The organism is Pseudomonas sp. CFBP13509 (assembly GCF_005233485.1).
GTDB lineage: Bacteria > Pseudomonadota > Gammaproteobacteria > Pseudomonadales > Pseudomonadaceae > Aquipseudomonas > Aquipseudomonas marginalis.
On the sequence record NZ_QGAA01000001.1, the window covers coordinates 215,806 to 232,978 of the forward strand.

Here is a 17,173-nt window from a genome sequence, read left to right on the forward strand (position 1 = left end):
AGGCGGTTTTTTATGGCCCGCGATATTTTAAAGGCTGGGTGCCAAGGTTAAGTTCTCAATTCACTGACTTGCACCTGAAACCTAAGGCTCGTAATTTTATATTCGATTTCTCTTCCATCGGCGTTGCGGGCAGTGAGTGAGAAATTAAACTCAGCGATAAACCAGAACCCTTCCTCTGAATCTTCAGTGCGCCTTACGCGGAATGTACCCGTCGGATCAGAAAACCCGTATGAGAATTCAGGCCGCATAATAAGAAGCGTATCAACACTTTCTGGCGCCCCCCCAGGCGCTGTGATTGGATAATCAGTAAAGGTTTTCAAGGCACTCCCTGCAAACTCAAGGGACGCACGATCACCTCCATGACGGGGCAAGCACTGAATAAAATAACTCGAGTCTGAGTAGATCACGAAAAATACATCACCCAGGTCGATGGGGTCATAACTACCATCGACACTGGCGTCGATCTCACAAAAAACTGGAACCTTCGCTTGCGCTCGGTGCTTGGGTACAAACTTACCCGTTGCGCGGTGGTTTGCTAACGCGCCGGTGATTTGAAGGGCATGGCAAACGACTTCCATATCGCCCTTGCCCTGTGGCTCGAAGTAGATGGAGAACTGCATGCTCAGCGCCAGATGGCCGTCCTTGTAGTCAAGACGGTCAACGGTCAGGAACCCCGAATATTCCGCCGGGAAATACTCGATGCGTGCTCCGAAGGCAAAGGTTGTCCTGATTCCAGGGTCTTGCGGCCGGATCGGATAGGTCTGGCCTGCTTTCAACTCTTTAGCCTCAAGAGTCAGTTCATTTCTGGACCCCGGATTGCCCTCAAACCCTAAACGAATGAAAAACTGAGAACCCTCGATATAGATCAACTCGAATGTGTCGAATGTAATCGGGATCTTCTTTTTATTCCCAAAGATCAGGTCCGCGTTGAACGTATTCGACGAGGTTAAAAACTCACCCATTTCTGTTCCAAAGCTCATGAGCACTTCTCCCTTGAGCACCAGCAAAAATACTGCCACCGCCTTGAACATAGGCTTTCAAAAACGGGTCATCTACTGTCAACCCTGACAGTAGACGCAGAAGCGGTTAAGCATAAGGCTGACAGGTTGGACACTCTCCGTGGTGAGCGGGCTTGCCCCGCGCTGGGGCGCGAAGCGGCCCTGATGCAGGCGCCACGTTCTTTCAGGCAGAACGCATTGGCAGGATTTGGGGCCGCTTCGCGCCCCAGCGCGGGGCAAGCCCGCTCACCACAACAAGCCTGCCAACTACAATAAGCCCGCTTGTAAGAACAGTCTCCCGCCTTGCTTTCCGCTCAAGCTTTCAGGGTAAAATTGGTAACAGATTCTTACAGACCACAGAGGGAGCTTGTCGTAATGATCGTAGGAATCGACCTGGGGACCACCAACAGTCTCGCAGCCGTCTGGCGCGGCGATGCCGCCGAAATGGTGCCCAATGCCCTGGGCCAGTTGCTGACCCCCAGCGTGGTCGGGCTGGATGACCAAGGCCGTGTCCTGGTAGGCCAGGCCGCCAAGGAGCGCCTGCACACCCACCCGCACCTGACCACCTCGCTGTTCAAGCGCTACATGGGCAGCGCCACCGAAGTGCGCCTGGGCGACCGCTCGTTCCGCCCCGAAGAACTCTCTGCCCTGGTGCTCAAGAGCCTCAAGGAGGACATCGAGCGTACCTATGGTCAAACCGTCACCGACGCGGTGATCAGCGTGCCCGCCTATTTCAGCGACGGCCAACGCAAGGCCACACGCATCGCCGGTGAACTGGCGGGGCTCAGCGTTGAGAAACTGATCAACGAACCGACCGCCGCGGCCTTGGCCTACGGCCTGCATCAGCGGGATAAAGAAACCTCATTCCTGGTCTTCGACCTTGGCGGCGGCACCTTCGACGTGTCGATCATCGAGCTGTTCGATGGGGTAATGGAAGTGCGTGCCAGCGCCGGCGACAACTTTCTCGGTGGCGAAGACTTCGACACCCTGTTGCTCGAACACTTTGTCGACAGCCAACGTAACGCCACGGGTTTCCCGCCCACCAGCACGGTGCTGCAAGCCCTGCGCCGCGAAGCCGAGCGCGTACGCAAAGCCCTGGGCCAGGACGACAGCGCCGAGTTCGCCCTGCGTGTCGACGGCCAGCAATGGCTGAAAACCATCACCCAACAGGAACTGGCCAAGCTCTACACGCCGCTGCTGGAACGCCTGCGCGCGCCGATCGAACGCGCCCTGCGCGATGCACGGATTCGGGTCGGCGACCTGGATGAAATCCTGCTGGTGGGCGGTACCACACGCATGCCGCTGGTGCGCAAACTCGCCGCCGGCCTGTTCGGGCGCTTTCCCTCCATCAGCCTCGATCCCGACCAGGTGGTCGCCCACGGTGCGGCGATCCAGGCCGCCCTCAAGGCCCGTTCCGCGGCCCTCGAAGAAGTGGTGCTGACCGACGTCTGCCCCTACACCCTGGGCATCGAAACCTCCAACCAATACGGCGGCCATATCGAAAGCGGCCATTACCTGCCGTTGATCGAACGCAACAGCAGCGTGCCGGTCAGCCGGGTCAAAAGCGTGGTCACCCTGCACGACGACCAGGCCCACGTACTGCTGAAGATCTACCAGGGCGAAAGCCGCCTGGTCAAAGACAACATCGAGCTGGGCCAACTGGATATTCCGGTGCCCAAGCGCAAGGCCGGTGAAGTCTCCCTGGACGTGCGTTTCACCTACGACAACAACGGCCTGCTGGAAGCCCAGGTGAATATCCCGCTGACCGGCGAGCAGCATTCGCTGGTGATCGAGAACAACCCCGGCGTGCTCAACCCGCAGGAGATCCAGCAACGCCTGCAGGCCCTGGCGCAATTGAAGGTCCACCCACGCGACCAGCAGGTCAATACCGTGCTCGTCGCCCGCCTCGAACGGCTCTACCAGGAAAACCTCGGCGAGCTGCGCGAACAGTTCGGCCATTGGGCGGCGCAGTTCCAGCAGGTACTCGACACCCAGGACGAACGCCGCATCCGCGACGCCCGCAGCGAACTGAGCCGTCAACTTGAGCAACTCGACAACGGGTTCTGGCGCTGAGGGCACACCGATGGATTGCTGGACCGTACTGCAACTGCCGGAGGACGCCGACGAGCGCACCATCAAGCGCAGCTATGCGCGTCTGCTGAAAAACTGCCGCCCGGACGACGACGCCCAAGGCTTCCAACGCCTGCGCGAGGCCTATGAACACGCGCTGAATGAAGCACGCTGGCGAGCGGATAACGAAGAGGCAGAACCCGTCCAGGCGCCCGTGGCCGAAGCGGCCTACGCCAACCTGAATGACCTGGCCGAATTGCTGGACATCAGCCCCGTCAGCCCGGCGCCCTTCGACGCCCCCACACCGGACCCGGCCCAGGCACTGCTCGACGGCCTTAACGCGCGTAACCTCGACGAGCGCTGGGCCCAGGCTCGGCAACAGGGCTGCACCGATGCGTTCCAGGCCGGCCTGTTGCGCCATTGTTTCGAAGCACCGGGCGAACGCAGCGCCATCGCCGCTTGGGCCGCGCAACACCTGGAATGGCTGACCCCCTGGCAGCAGGTGGCGATGACGTCCTGGCAATACGAAGCGCTGACCGGCGAGCTGCTGCAAGACTACCGCCGCACCCTGCAGGAACTGCTGGAGCAAAAGGCCGAGCGCGAGTTCATCACCCAGCTCACGCAGTACAACGACCAACCCTGGCTGCGGGTGTTCGACCTGCAACAGCAGTGGCAGCGCATCGTCCTGCACCTGCTGCATGACACCCAATGGAGCGTGCCGCTGTTCGAGCGGGTGTGCCAGGCATTCGGCTGGGACGACCAGAAAGGCGTCTACCCGGAACCGGCGTGGATGTGGCGCGAATTGGTGTCGCGTTGCGAGCAGGAAAGTTTCTACGCCAACTTGCAGGACAAGGCCCAGGACACGCGGCGCACATCAGCCGATGCCCTGGCCGCGCGCCTGCTGCTGACGCCGATGTCCGCCACGCAACACAAACGCCTGATCGATGGGTTTGGCGAGAACGAGTGGAACGCCTGCCAGCACCTGGCGCAAACACTGACCTGGCGCTATCCGCAACTGGTCGAGCGCCTGCCTCAAACAGACCTGTTCTTTTGGCGCAAATTCGTGCCCCGGCCGATCTACACCCAGGTGTTTATCCGGCTATGGGCCGTCTTCGCCCTGGGGCTTGGCCTGAGCATCGCCCACGATAAGCCAGACAGAATGGACGGGATGTCGCTGGTCATTTTCATGCTGATGGCGTTCGTGCCGGCGGCCGTTGGCTTTCGCGTCACCCAAATGTGGGCCGGGATGAGTTCAACCTATCGGGTGCTGGATGTGTGGCTGAGCCAGTACCTGATCCCCAAGCGAATCAACCCCAACGACTACTGGCTGGTGATTCGCCACGGCGTACCGCAGGCGATCATGCTGGTGGCCTGCGGCTTGATGCTCGGTGTACTGGGTGCGGTGACCTATGCCGGCGCGCTGCTGATCAACCTGCTGCACAAAAAACGCATCGGTCATATGAGCCAGAAGTTCGCCGAAGGCTACCCCTGGCTGAACGGCCTGCACTGGGCCTTCTGGAGCCCTCTGCAAGGGGTGTTCCTGGTGGTGATGGTGGCGCTGATCGTAGCTGCGCAACACTACCTGCCGACTGTGCCCTGGACCCACTTCGACCTGCCCAAGCGATAACCCCGCAATGCCGAGGCCGGGCCTGTGCGCCCGGCAACTTGCGTTCGATCATCGCCCACAACCCGCCCTGCCCCGATTGAACCGCCCCCGCACCGCCCCGCACCATGGCCGCCACCTGCATAAACCCAATAACAACAGGTCCACCACCATGAGCACTTTTCACCCGCGCCGGCTCCTGCTGGCCACCGCTATCGCCAGTCTTGCCATGCCCGTCGTCGCCGAAGAACACGGTTTTCTGGAGGACGCCAGCGCCAACCTCAACCTGCGTAATTTCTTCTTCAACCGCAATTTCACCAACCCCACCAAAACCCAGGGTGGCGCGCAGGAGTGGACACAGAGTTTCATCCTCGACGCCAAGTCCGGCTTTACCCAAGGCACCGTCGGTTTCGGTGTGGATGTGCTCGGGCTGTACTCGTTGAAGCTCGATGGCGGGCGCGGTACCGGTGGCACCCAATTGCTGCCGCTGGACCACGATGGCCGCCCTGCAGATGAATTCGGCCGTCTCGGCGTGGCGTTCAAGGCGCGTATTTCCAAGACCGAAGTGAAGGTCGGCGAATGGATGCCGGTGCTGCCGATCCTGCGTGCCGACGATGGCCGCTCCCTGCCGCAAACCCTGCGCGGCGGGCAGATCACCTCGAAGGAAATCGACGGCCTGACCCTGTACGGCGGCCAGTTCCGCGCCAACAGCCCGCGCGACGACAGCAGCATGTCGGACATGTCGATGGTCGGCAAAACCGCGTTCACCTCGGACCGCTTCAACTTCCAGGGCGGCGAGTACGCCTTCAACGACAAACGCACCCAGGTCGGCGTGTGGAACGCCCAGCTCAAGGACATCTACAGCCAGCAGTTCGTCAACCTGATCCACAGCCAGCCCCTGGGCGACTGGACCCTGGGCGCCAACCTCGGGTTCTTCTACGGCAAGGACGACGGCAGCGCCCGCGCCGGCGACCTGGACAACAAAACCTGGTCCGGTCTGTTCTCGGCCAAGTATGGCGGCAACACCTTTTACGTCGGCCTGCAAAAACTCACCGGCAACAGCGCGTGGATGCGCGTCAACGGCACCAGCGGCGGCACCCTGGCCAACGACAGCTACAACTCGAGTTACGACAACGCCGAGGAAAAATCCTGGCAGGTGCGCCACGACTACAACTTCGCCGCCCTCGGCGTACCGGGCCTGACCCTGATGAACCGCTATATCAGCGGCAGCAACGTGCACACCGGCACCATCACCGACGGCAAGGAATGGGGTCGCGAAAGCGAATTGGGCTACACCGTACAGAGCGGCGTGGTGAAAAACCTTATGGTGCGCTGGCGCAATTCGAGCATGCGCCGCGACTACAGCAACAATGAGTTCGATGAAAACCGGTTGATCGTCAGTTACCCGATAAGTCTGCTGTAATCCGGCGCCGCACTTACTGTATCGTGCGCGCCTGCCGCTGCTGATCCGCCCAGCAGCGGCCTCTTATCCGAGCCTGCGCACACCATGAAATCCTTTGCCATCGCATCCGCCGTGCTTGCCCTGGCCTTGAGCCTCAGCGGCTGTATCGGCGCGCCCATTGCCCTGACCGCGCAGACCGAGCAACGCCTGCAAGCCCAGGCGCCGATCCGTTTTTTGCTGACCTTCGATGACGGCCCCAGCGCCTCGGGCTACGACAACCCCAGCCGTTCAGTGATCGCCGACCTGGCGCACAACCCGGTGCTGCCGGGGATCAAGGCGGTGTTCTTCCTGCAGACCGAATCGTCGCGTTCCGGCGGCAGCTCGCGGGGGCGCAAGACGATGGAGCGTGAATACGCCGGCGGGCATGTGCTGGCTTTTCACACTGCCACGACCTTTCATACCAACCACCGCTGGCTGAATGATGCCGAGCTGGAACGCACCCTCAGTCAGGGCGCGAGCGATATCGCCTCGATCACCGGCGCGCCGCCCGTGCTGGTCCGCCCGCCGTTCTGGAACTACGACCGGCGCACCTTCGCCGCCTACCAGCGCCATGGCATGCAGGTCCTGCTGACCGACCTGAGCGCCAATGACGGCAAGATCTGGGGCTTCAATGGCAGCCCAAGGCGCCGCGCCAACCTGTATCGACAACTGTCGGTGGTGCGCGAGCGCATCGCGCTGGGGGAGCTACCGACGGTGGACGGTGTGATTCCGGTGGTGGTGACCTTCCACGACATCAACCGCTATACCGCGCGGCATATGCAGGAATACCTGCAGATCCTGCTGGACAGCGCACGAGTCAATGGCATGAAGACCGCAGCCGAACCGTTCTACACCGATACGGCCGCCCTGCAACGCGCGGCATTGGTGCGTACGGTCAAAGACGTGAATGAAGCAGTGCATCTGCCGGGCGTGTGGAATTGGGTGTGGGACGCCGACTCCCATTAACTCCAGGCCGTTCTTAAGGCATGCAATATCAAGACAGCGTTTGACTGCTTTTTCCTTGGAACAGCATTTCCCCTCCCGCCACTCAAAGGAACGCCCGCCAACCACGATCGAGTCCAACCATGACTATCTCTGCGTCCATGCCCGTGCTGACGAACTACACCAACAGCCCATCACCGGCAACGCCAGAACCCCCCGTCCACATCAAATACAAACGCCCTGACTCCGATGCCCTGACTCCCTCCTCCCGGCCGTCTCCCGAAGTCGCCCTGGGACACAAAAGCTACGTAAACAGCGAGGTCCTGTTTCAGGACAAACACGTAAAAATCTCCCAGGAGGTTGAATTCAGCGCCGCACAAAACGGCGACGTCGGCACAATATTCAGTCAAATCGTATTGGAAACCGGCAACCGTGCAGACCGGGTGAACATCACCCGTACCTCCGATGGAAAGCTGCTCGCTACCGTCAACGATAAAGCCTACACCCTTGAGCTGCTCAATCGCCCCGAGCTGGGCATGGTCCAGCCCCTGTATATCAAGACCCACGGCGGCAACGACTGTGTGGTGGTGGCTCCGGACGTGACGACGCCCATCAGGATCGACCTCGGAGACGGTGACGACTACGCCCGTGGCGGTGGTGGTACCACCCAAATCAAGGGCGGCGCGGGCGACGACTTTATCGAAATGGGCAAGGGCCGTGGAGTCGCATCGGGCGGAGAAGGCAACGACACGCTGGTCGCGGGCAGTGGTAGCAGTGCGCTTTATGGCGGCAATGGTAATGACCGTCTGCAGGCCCTGGAAGGACCTGTCGGTCGAATCGTGCATATGGATGGAGGTCGTGGTCATGACTTCATGATCGCCAAAAATGGCCACACCGTGATGCACGGTGGCGGTGGTGACAACCTGATGGTCAGTCTTGGCAGCTCGGTCATTTACACCGGCAGAGGTCATAACAACGTGAGGTCTCACCATGACAACACGGTTATCTACGCCAAACCTTCGGATAATGTGATCCGCTCGCTCAGCTCACGCAGGTTTGATGTAACGCCCAGTGACGCCGGCAAAACAGCCTATCTGGTCGAGGGTTCCGCCGAGTTCAGACAGCGGGTCGAAGACGATCTGGAGCTATTGAGAATGTCGCCCATAGGCCAGCAGTCGTTGAAGAAAGAGGACGAATTGGCGGCACGCAACAACGCGCCAGTCACCCTGCGCGAGCTGGACACCCGTGATGACATGACCTACGGCTTCAACACCCAAGCCATTCAACGGTATCTTCAAGCAGGCGGCGACGTCGAATCACTGACCGATTCACAGTTGGGTTACATCGTGGAGGGTGAACCGGGAGAAACGGCTGACCTGGGCACGATCAATTACAACCCGATGTATATGTATGACGACAGATCTCCCCCGATCACCAGCCTCGCTCATGAGAGGGGACACGCATTCGCGGGTGCCACAGGTCAAAATCTAAAGGGAGAAACTGCAACACCCGACACTCACCAGGAACGCGAACCCAACATAGAGCGGCAGGCGATCGGTCTGCAAACGGCAGTCCCCCCGGTTGATTTCGACGGCGACCCCAGCACCGCGAAAACCACCACCAATCCACGGGAATTTACCGAAAACGGCCTGAAAGAAGAGATGGGGCTTCCATTGCGCAAGAGGGTCTACACGACAAAGCGGGCCTGAGCCTGTTACTTCGGCGGGCGGGACTCAACCCCCAGTTCGTCCCACACTGATTCAGCCAGGTGGAACGTTGCATTCGCCGCCGGGATCCCGCAATAGATCGCGCTCTGCATCAGCACTTCCTTGATCTCGGCACGGGTAACGCCGTTGCTGGCGGCGGCGCGCAGGTGCAGCTTGAGTTCTTCGCTGCGGTTCATGCCGATCAGCATGGCGATGGTGATCAGGCTGCGGGTGTGGCGAGGCAGCCCGGGGCGGGTCCAGATGTCACCCCAGGCGTGGCGGGTGATCATGTCCTGGAACTCGCTGTTGAACTCGGTCAGCGCGTTGAGGCTGCGGTCGACATGGGCATCGCCCAGCACTTCGCGGCGCACCTGCAGGCCGTCGGCATAACGTTGTTTCTCGTCCACAAAAAACTCCTGGTTCAATAAGATTTCAACTCGATGACCTGTGGCGAGCGGGCTCCTGTGGCGAGCGGGCTTCTTGTGGTGAGCGGGCTTGCCCCGCGCTGGGCTGCGAAGCAGCCCCAATACGGACGCCGAATTATTTCAGACAGACCGTGGCGCCTGATTTGGGGCCGCTTCGCGCCCCAACGCGGGGCAAGCCCGCTCACCACAGGAAGCCCACTTGCCACAACAAGCCAGTTGCCACAACAGCGGCCTCAGCGGGCCAGCAGGAATTTGATAACCCGATCACTGAACGCAGCACCGGCCTGCACATTGGACAGGTGCGCCGCGTAGAACTCGGCGTACTCGGCGCCCTGCACATGGTGCTGGATAAAGTGACCACCGGCCGGTGGCGTGACGGCATCTTCAGTGCCGGCAATCACCAGGGTTGGCGCCTTGATCTTCGACAACTGCTCACGGAAATCGGCATCACGCACGGCGGCGCAGTTGGCCGCGTAACCTGGGGGCGAAGTCGCGGCAAGCATGTCGGTGATCTGCTTGGCCTGGTGCGGGTTGGCTGCCGCAAAATCGGCGGTGAACCAACGCGCAATCGACGCATCGCGCAAGGCCACCATGGCCGCCGCGCCATCACGCTGGACCATCTCGATCCGTGGGTTCCAGATCTCCGGCGTGCCGATTTTGGCGGCGGTGTTGCACACCACCAGGCGCTGCAGGCGCTCACCGGCATTAATCCCCAGCCATTGGCCGATCAAGCCACCCATGGACAGCCCGCAAAAATGTGCACGCTGAATATCCAGCGCATCCAGCAGTGCGATCACGTCGAGGCCCAACTGCTCGATGCTGTACGGTCCCTCGGTCACCAGGGATTTGCCGTGGCCACGGGTGTCGAAACGCAACACCCGGAAATGCTCGGTAAACGCCGGGATCTGGATGTCCCACATATGCAGGTCGGTACCCAGCGAGTTGGACAGCACCAGCACCGGTGCGTCCAGGGGGCCATCGAGTTGGTAATGCAGTTCGCCCTCGGCGAGTTGTACGAAAGCCACAGCGTTCTCCTTAGGCGGTCAATGCAAAGTGTTCGGTGACAGCGCGAGTGACCCAGGTGTGCGCCTGGCCCAGGTAGTGGGCCGGGTCGAGCAGGCGGTCCAACTCAGGGGCGGACAACTCGGCGGTGACCTGCGGTTCGTCCGCCAGCACCGCGCGCAAGTGGCGCCCTTCTGCGACGGCGCGTTTGCAGCATTGCTCCAGCAGGTGGTGCGCGGTTTCCCGGCCCAGGCGTTGAGCCAGCACGATGCTGACGGCTTCGGCCAGCACCAGCCCTTGGGTCAGGTCGAGGTTGTGGGCCATGCGTCCGGGGTCGACTTCCAACCCTTCGCTCACCAGCAGCGCTTGTTTCAGGGCCCCGGACACCAGGCGGCAAATCTCCGGCAAGGTTTCCCATTCGGCGTGCCACAGGCCCAGGCTGCGTTCATGTTCCTGGGGCATGGCGCTGAACATCGTCGCCACCAGGCCGGGCACGCGCGTGGCGGTGCTGATCAGCACAGCGGCGCCCACCGGGTTGCGTTTGTGCGGCATGGTCGACGAACCGCCCTTGCCGGGCGCCGACGGCTCGAACACTTCGGCCGCTTCGGTTTGCATCAGCAGGCTGATATCGCGACCCAGTTTGCCGAGGCTGCCGGCGATCAGGCCCAGGACGCAGGCGTACTCCACCAGACGATCCCGTTGGGTGTGCCAGGGTTGTTCAGGCAAGCTCAGTTGCAACTCCGACGCCAGCGCCTCGGCCACCGGCATGGCGTGTTCACCGAGTGCCGCCAACGTCCCGGACGCGCCGCCGAATTGCAGCACCAGCAAACGCGGTTGCAGTTCTTTCAAACGCTGGCGACTGCGCGTCACCGCGCCCAGCCAACCGGCAATCTTCATCCCCAGGGTGACCGGCGTCGCGTGTTGTAACCAGGTACGCCCGGCCAACGGCGTCGTCGCATAACGCTGGGCCTGGGCGGCCAGCACATCGCCCAGACGCGCCAGATCCGTTTCGATCAACCCCAGGGCCCGGCGCAGTTGCAGCACCAGCCCGGTGTCCATCACGTCCTGGCTGGTCGCGCCCAGGTGCACATAGCGTTCGGCCCCGGCATCCCCGCTGGCAATCAACTTGCCCAGCGCCTTCACCAGCGGAATCGCCGAATTCCCCGCCGTGGCAATCGCCACACCGAGGGCATCCACGTCGTACAGCGACGCCAGGCAGGCCTGGGCAATCGGCGCCACGGCCGCCTGGGGGATCAACCCGACCCGGGCCTGCGCCCGGGCGAGCGCGGCTTCGAAATCGAGCATGCCCTGCAGGCGTCCCTGGTCGCAGAACACCTCGGCCATGCTGTCAGCGGTGAAGTAAGCGTCGAACAGTTGATTGCTCGTGCGCAGTGTCATAACTCATCCCTTACAAATCGTGATGCAGGTACGCCGCCTGTTTCGGCAGGCGCAAGCTGAACAGGAAGGCCACCGCCATCATGCCGGTGACATACCAATAGAAGGTGTTTTCCATGCCCATGGATTTGAGGCCCAGGGCCACGTATTCCGCCGAACCGCCGAAGATTGCGTTGGCCACCGCATAGGCCAGGCCCACGCCCAGGGCGCGCACTTGTGGCGGGAACATTTCCGCCTTCACCAGGCCGCTGATCGAGGTGTAGAAGCTGACAATCGCCAGGGCCAGGGTGATCAGCACAAACGCCAGGAACGGACTGCTGACGGTTTTCAAGCTGAGCAGGATCGGCACCGTGCACAGTGTGCCCAACGCGCCGAACCACAGCATTGAGTTACGCCGGCCGATCTTGTCGGCCAGCATGCCGAACAGCGGCTGCATGCACATGTACAGGAACAGCGCGCCGGTCATGATGTAACTGGCGGTCTTGGCGTGCATCCCGGCGGTGTTCACCAGGTACTTCTGCATGTAGGTGGTAAAGGTGTAGAAAATCAGCGAACCGCCTGCGGTGTAGCCGAGCACGGTGATGAATGCCGCCTTATGGTCACGAAACAGCGCGGCGATACTGCCGGCGTCCTTGTCCTCGCGGGTTTCCTTGCTGGTGGTTTCCTTGAGGGTGCGGCGCAGCAGCAGGGAAATCACCGCGGCAATCGCACCGATCACGAACGGAATCCGCCAACCCCAGGCCCGCAGTTCTTCCTCAGTGAGGATCTGTTGCAGGATCACCACCACCAGCACCGCCAACAGTTGGCCACCGATCAGGGTCACGTACTGGAACGAGGCAAAAAACCCACGCTGGCCCTTGAGCGCGACTTCACTCATGTAGGTGGCGGTGGTGCCATATTCGCCCCCCACCGACAGGCCCTGGAACAGCCGCGCCACCAGCAGCAGAGCCGGGGCCCAGGCGCCGATGTCTTTGTAGGTGGGCAAAAAGGCGATGACCAGGGAACCGGCGCACATCATCAGCACCGAGATCATCATCGAATTCTTGCGTCCGTGCTTGTCGGCGACCCGGCCGAACAGCCAGCCGCCGATGGGGCGCATCAGGAAGCCGGCAGCGAACACGCCAGCGGTGTTGAGCAGTTGGACCGTGGGGTCATCCGACGGAAAAAACGCTGGGGCGAAGTAAATGGCGCAGAAGGCATAGACGTAGAAGTCGAACCATTCGACCAGGTTGCCGGAGGAGGCACCGACAATCGCAAAGATCCGTTTGCTGCGCTCTTCTCCGGTGTAGTGACTGGTGGTTGTTGTCATGGTTTTTCACTCAGTGGGAACGGTTATAGCCTAGACATACTTTGCAACAACCGGAGGTAGTTGCAAGCAGCAAGCTATAAGCTGCAAGAGAAAAACCGACGCGGTCACTGCTCTTCCTTGTAGCTTGCAGCTTGAAACTTACCGCTGCTACCGATCAATAATCGAAGAACACCGTCTCCTTATCTGTGCCCTGCAAAATCACATTCCACTGATGTACACCCGCCGCATCCCGCTTGGCAATCAACGTGCCGCGCCGCTCGGCAGGCACACAGGCCAGCAACGGGTCGTCCCCGTTCAACGCCTCGCCCTCGAAATAAATCCGCGTCAGCAGGTGCTTCACCAGCCCACGGGCAAACACCAGCACCACCAGGTGCGGCGCCTGGGTCGTGCCTTGCAGGCCCGGCACGCTGCCCGGCTTGATCGTGGTAAAGCGGAAGCGCCCTTCGGCATCCACCGGCACCCGGCCAAAGCCTTCGAAGTTCGGGTCCAGCGCCTTGTCCTGCTCATCTTCAGGGTGGTCGTACTTGCCGGCGGCATTGGCCTGCCAGACTTCGAGCATGGCGTCGTTGACAACATCACCGTTGCCGTCCACCACTTGCCCGCTGATCGCCACGCGCTCGCCGAGGGTGGCGGCGACGGTCAAGTCTTCGCGGTTCAGCCAGGTCAGGCCGATGTGGTAGTACGGCCCGACGGTGTGGGACGTGGTCGCGTTGAGTGTCATCTCATTTCTCCATCGGCGTGGCGTCGCGGCCGCGCAGGACGATGTCCCAGCGGTAGCCGAGGGCATAGGAAGGAATGGTCTTTTCCAGATCGAAACGGGCGATCAGGCGTTCCTTGGCGCTGGTATCCGGTACGCAGTTGTAGATCGGGTCGTATTCCAGCAGCGGGTCGCCGGGGAAATACATCTGCGTCACCAGGCGCGTCAGTACGCTCGGGCCGAACAGCGAAAAGTGGATATGCGCCGGGCGCCACGCGTTGTGGTGGTTGCCCCACGGGTAGGCGCCGGGCTTGATGGTCTGGAACTGGTACCAGCCATCGGCGTCGGTGACGGTGCGCCCGGTGCCGGTGAAGTTCGGGTCCAGCGGCGCATCGTGCAGGTCACGTTTGTGGTTGTAGCGACCGGCGGCGTTGGCCTGCCAGATCTCCACGAGGATACCCGGCACCGGCAGGCCGTTTTCATCCAGCACGCGGCCGTGAATGATGATGCGTTCGCCCAGGGGCTCGCCGTCGTGTTGGGCGGTGAGGTCGTTGTCCTTCTCGCTGAGGCGTTCGGCGCCGATGGTCGGGCCGGTGATTTCCGACAAGGAATGAGGCAGGAACACCAACGGCTGGGACGGCGAACGCAGGTTCGTCGACTGGTAGGCCGGGTGCAGGTAATCAGGCTGAGTGCCCGCTTGCGGGCGCCGGTAACCGGGCTTGTCACTCATGGAGCAGTCCTCTCTTATTAGATGCGTTCAATCGCCAGGGCCAGGCCTTGGCCGACGCCCACGCACATGGTCGCCAGGCCTTTACGGCCGCCGGTTTTTTCCAACTGATGCAGGGCCGTCAGTACCAGCCGCGCACCGCTCATGCCCAAGGGGTGGCCCAGTGCGATGGCGCCACCGTTCGGGTTGACCTGGGGTGCGTCGTCGGCGATGCCCAGTTCACGCAGCACCGCCAGGCCTTGGCTGGCGAAGGCTTCGTTGAGTTCGATCACATCGAAGTCAGTGACGGCCAGGCCCAGGCGCTCCACCAGCTTGCGCACCGCCGGCACCGGGCCCATGCCCATCACCCGTGGCGCGACAGCGGCGCTGGCCATGCCCAGCACGCGGGCGCGGGCAGTCAGGCCGTGTTTTTTAACCGCTTCGGCAGACGCCAGGATCATTGCGGCCGCACCGTCGTTCACCCCAGAGGCATTGCCCGCGGTGACGGTCTTGTCCGGGCCGTTGACCGGTTTGAGTTTGGCCAGGGCTTCAAGGGTGGTATCCCTGGGGTGCTCATCGTGCTCCACCACGGTTTCGCCTTTTTTATGGGCGACCCGCACCGGCACGATTTCTTCGGCGAAGAATCCGGCCGCCTGGGCGGCGGCGGTGCGTTGCTGGCTGCGCAGGGCAAAGGCGTCCTGGTCGGCGCGGGAGACCTGGTAGTCGTCGGCGACGTTATCGGCGGTCTGCGGCATGGCGTCCACGCCGTACTGGGCTTTCATCAACGGATTGATAAAACGCCAGCCGATGGTGGTGTCTTCCAGCTTCATGTTGCGCGAAAACGCCGCATCAGCCTTGCCCATCACGAACGGCGCACGGGACATCGACTCGACGCCACCGGCAATCGCCAGCTCCATTTCGCCGCTGGCGATGGCGCGAAACGCGGTGCCGATCGCATCCATGCCCGAGGCGCACAAACGGTTGAGGGTCACCCCCGGAATACTCTCCGGCAGGCCGGCCAGCAACAGCGCCATGCGGGCGACGTTGCGGTTGTCTTCACCGGCCTGGTTGGCGCAGCCGAGGAACACCTCGTCAACGGCCGACCAGTCCACGGAAGGGTTGCGCTCGATCAGCGCCTTGATCGGCACGGCCGCCAGGTCATCGGCGCGCACGCTGGACAGGCCACCGCCAAAGCGGCCGATGGGGGTGCGAATCGCATCGCAGATAAACACCTCGCGCATCAGGCTTCTCCCGGTGCTTGGCCGTGGGCGGCGGCCGTACGTGCTTCAAGGTCACGCAGGGCGGTCAACTCGACCTCGGTCGGTTCGGCGGTGGTGCTGACCTGCTCGGCAAATCGAACCGCCCAACCGGTGGCCGCTACGACTTGCTCGCGGGTCACCCCTGGGTGCAGGGCGGTGACCACGAATTCGTGGGTGCCCTCTTCCGGTTCCATGATGCACAGGTCAGTAATGATTCCGACAGGACCGGCACCCGGCAGACCCAGGCGTTTACGCGAATCCCCACCTTCGCCGTGGCCGACCGAGGTGATGAAGTCCAGCTTGTCGACAAACGAACGGGACGACTGCTTGAGGATGATCAACACGCTCTTGGCCGAGCCGGCGATTTCGGGCGCGCCACCGGCGCCCGGCAGGCGCACCTTGGGTTGGTGATAATCACCGACCACGGTGGTGTTGATGTTGCCGAAGCGGTCGACTTGCGCGGCACCGAGAAAGCCCACGTCGATACGCCCGCCCTGCAGCCAGTAGCGAAAAATCTCGCCGGTCGGCACCACGGTGTCGGCGGTTTCCGCCAGCTCGCCATCACCGATCGACAGTGGCAATACGCTGGGCTTGGCGCCAATCGGGCCGGACTCATAGATCAGCACCACATCCGGCGACGAAGTCAGGCGTGCCAGGTTGGCGGCCTTGGACGGCAGGCCGATGCCCACAAAGCACACGGAGCCGTTCTTGAGGCGGCGCGCGGCGGCGACGGTCATCATTTCATTGGTCGAGTAAGCCATTACTTGGCCTCCTGCTGCGTGGTCAGCTTGGCCTGGAATTCACTGAAATCGGCAGTGCCGTGGATGTATTCATCCATCCAGGCGGTAAAGGTCCCACGGTCGCGGGCGATGGGGTCCCACGCCTGGTAGAAGCGATTGTCACGCTCGTTGTAGCCGTGGGCGTAGGACGGATGGGCACCACCGGGTACGTGGCACACCGCAGTGAGGGCCCAGGTCGGCAGCACGCAGCTGTTCATCGGCGCGTTCAGGTCATCGACGATTTCTTCCACGGTGACGATGCAGCGCTTGGCCGCCAGGGCCGCTTCCTTCTGCACCCCAAGAATGCCCCAGAGCAACACGTTGCCCTTGCGATCAGCCTTTTGCGCGTGGATCACGGTGACGTCCGGACGCACCGACGGTACCGCTGCCAGCACTTCACCGGTGAACGGGCACGTCACGGTCTTAATCAGCGGGTTGACCTTGGGCAAGTCGGAACCCGCGTAGGCGCGCAGCACCGCGAACGGCAGGCCCGATGCGCCGGCGACGTAGGCATTGGCCAGGTCGGCGTGGCTGTGTTCTTCGATTTCCAACGGTTGCGGCCATTGCTTCTCGACCGCGTCACGCAGGCGATGCAGGGAACCTACACCCGGGTTACCGCCCCAGGAGAAAATCAGCTTGCGCGCACACCCGGCACCGATCAACTGGTCGTAGATCAGGTCAGGCGTCATACGCACCAGCGTCAGGTCTTTCTTGCCCTGACGAATGATTTCATGACCCGCTGCCGTAGGGATCAGATGGGTGAAGCCTTCCAGTGCGACAGTGTCGCCGTCGTTCACGAATTGCTTCACCGCGTCACGCAGCGCAAGAATTTCAGCCATGG

Annotated in this window: 15 protein-coding genes; 5 read left to right on the forward strand and 10 right to left on the reverse strand. The window is 61.9% G+C overall.

What is annotated here, in order from left to right; genetic code table 11:
• Positions 1 to 47: 47 nt before the first annotated feature.
• Positions 48 to 1,031: a hypothetical protein gene (locus PspCFBP13509_RS01095; protein ID WP_137211454.1), complete on the reverse strand. Its 984-nt coding sequence runs from the start codon at positions 1,029 to 1,031 to the stop codon at positions 48 to 50.
• A 342-nt stretch (positions 1,032 to 1,373) separates the two neighbouring features.
• Here PspCFBP13509_RS01095 and PspCFBP13509_RS01100 point away from each other — a divergent pair, with 342 nt between their 5' ends.
• The 5 genes from PspCFBP13509_RS01100 to PspCFBP13509_RS01120 all read left to right on the forward strand — a co-directional run bounded on the left by PspCFBP13509_RS01100 (position 1,374) and on the right by PspCFBP13509_RS01120 (position 8,763).
• Positions 1,374 to 3,071: a molecular chaperone HscC gene (locus tag PspCFBP13509_RS01100; RefSeq protein WP_074844328.1), complete on the forward strand. Its 1,698-nt coding sequence runs from the start codon at positions 1,374 to 1,376 to the stop codon at positions 3,069 to 3,071.
• A gap of 10 nt (positions 3,072 to 3,081) precedes the next feature.
• Positions 3,082 to 4,695 (forward strand): J domain-containing protein, encoded by a 1,614-nt coding sequence (locus PspCFBP13509_RS01105; protein WP_065928274.1) that lies wholly within the window; start codon positions 3,082 to 3,084, stop codon positions 4,693 to 4,695.
• Between the two features lie 148 nt (positions 4,696 to 4,843).
• Entirely contained in the window at positions 4,844 to 6,094 is a 1,251-nt protein-coding gene (locus PspCFBP13509_RS01110) for an OprD family porin (RefSeq protein ID WP_065928275.1), read from the forward strand.
• An 84-nt stretch (positions 6,095 to 6,178) separates the two neighbouring features.
• Positions 6,179 to 7,078: a polysaccharide deacetylase family protein gene (locus tag PspCFBP13509_RS01115; protein ID WP_074844323.1), complete on the forward strand. Its 900-nt coding sequence runs from the start codon at positions 6,179 to 6,181 to the stop codon at positions 7,076 to 7,078.
• A gap of 119 nt (positions 7,079 to 7,197) precedes the next feature.
• On the forward strand, positions 7,198 to 8,763 hold the full coding sequence (locus PspCFBP13509_RS01120) for a M91 family zinc metallopeptidase (RefSeq protein ID WP_083381319.1): 1,566 nt from the start codon (positions 7,198 to 7,200) through the stop codon (positions 8,761 to 8,763).
• A gap of 5 nt (positions 8,764 to 8,768) precedes the next feature.
• Here PspCFBP13509_RS01120 and pcaC read toward each other — a convergent pair whose 3' ends face one another.
• The 9 genes from pcaC to PspCFBP13509_RS01165 all read right to left on the reverse strand — a co-directional run bounded on the left by pcaC (position 8,769) and on the right by PspCFBP13509_RS01165 (position 17,171).
• On the reverse strand, positions 8,769 to 9,167 hold the full coding sequence (pcaC, locus tag PspCFBP13509_RS01125) for a 4-carboxymuconolactone decarboxylase (RefSeq protein ID WP_065928295.1): 399 nt from the start codon (positions 9,165 to 9,167) through the stop codon (positions 8,769 to 8,771).
• A gap of 251 nt (positions 9,168 to 9,418) precedes the next feature.
• On the reverse strand, positions 9,419 to 10,210 hold the full coding sequence (gene pcaD, locus PspCFBP13509_RS01130) for a 3-oxoadipate enol-lactonase (RefSeq protein WP_065928277.1): 792 nt from the start codon (positions 10,208 to 10,210) through the stop codon (positions 9,419 to 9,421).
• Positions 10,211 to 10,220: 10 nt separating this feature from the next.
• Positions 10,221 to 11,585 (reverse strand): 3-carboxy-cis,cis-muconate cycloisomerase, encoded by a 1,365-nt coding sequence (locus PspCFBP13509_RS01135; protein WP_137211455.1) that lies wholly within the window; start codon positions 11,583 to 11,585, stop codon positions 10,221 to 10,223.
• Between the two features lie 10 nt (positions 11,586 to 11,595).
• Complete coding sequence (locus tag PspCFBP13509_RS01140) at positions 11,596 to 12,891, reverse strand: MFS family transporter (protein ID WP_065938827.1); 1,296 nt, start codon at positions 12,889 to 12,891, stop codon at positions 11,596 to 11,598.
• A gap of 154 nt (positions 12,892 to 13,045) precedes the next feature.
• Positions 13,046 to 13,612, reverse strand: coding sequence for a protocatechuate 3,4-dioxygenase subunit alpha (gene pcaG / locus PspCFBP13509_RS01145; protein WP_065928280.1), 567 nt, complete (start codon positions 13,610 to 13,612; stop codon positions 13,046 to 13,048).
• Between the two features lies 1 nt (position 13,613).
• Entirely contained in the window at positions 13,614 to 14,318 is a 705-nt protein-coding gene (gene pcaH / locus PspCFBP13509_RS01150) for a protocatechuate 3,4-dioxygenase subunit beta (RefSeq protein WP_065928281.1), read from the reverse strand.
• 17 nt (positions 14,319 to 14,335) lie between these two features.
• Entirely contained in the window at positions 14,336 to 15,538 is a 1,203-nt protein-coding gene (pcaF, locus tag PspCFBP13509_RS01155) for a 3-oxoadipyl-CoA thiolase (RefSeq protein WP_178084536.1), read from the reverse strand.
• Positions 15,535 to 16,314 carry a CoA-transferase subunit beta gene (locus tag PspCFBP13509_RS01160; protein WP_065928283.1) on the reverse strand — a complete coding sequence of 260 codons (780 nt, stop codon included), beginning with the start codon at positions 16,312 to 16,314 and terminating at the stop codon, positions 15,535 to 15,537. The genes pcaF and PspCFBP13509_RS01160 overlap by 4 nt, the downstream gene beginning before the upstream one ends.
• Positions 16,314 to 17,171, reverse strand: coding sequence for a CoA transferase subunit A (locus PspCFBP13509_RS01165; RefSeq protein WP_065928284.1), 858 nt, complete (start codon positions 17,169 to 17,171; stop codon positions 16,314 to 16,316). Before PspCFBP13509_RS01165 ends, PspCFBP13509_RS01160 begins: the two co-directional genes overlap by 1 nt.
• Between the last annotated feature and the right edge of the window lie 2 nt (positions 17,172 to 17,173).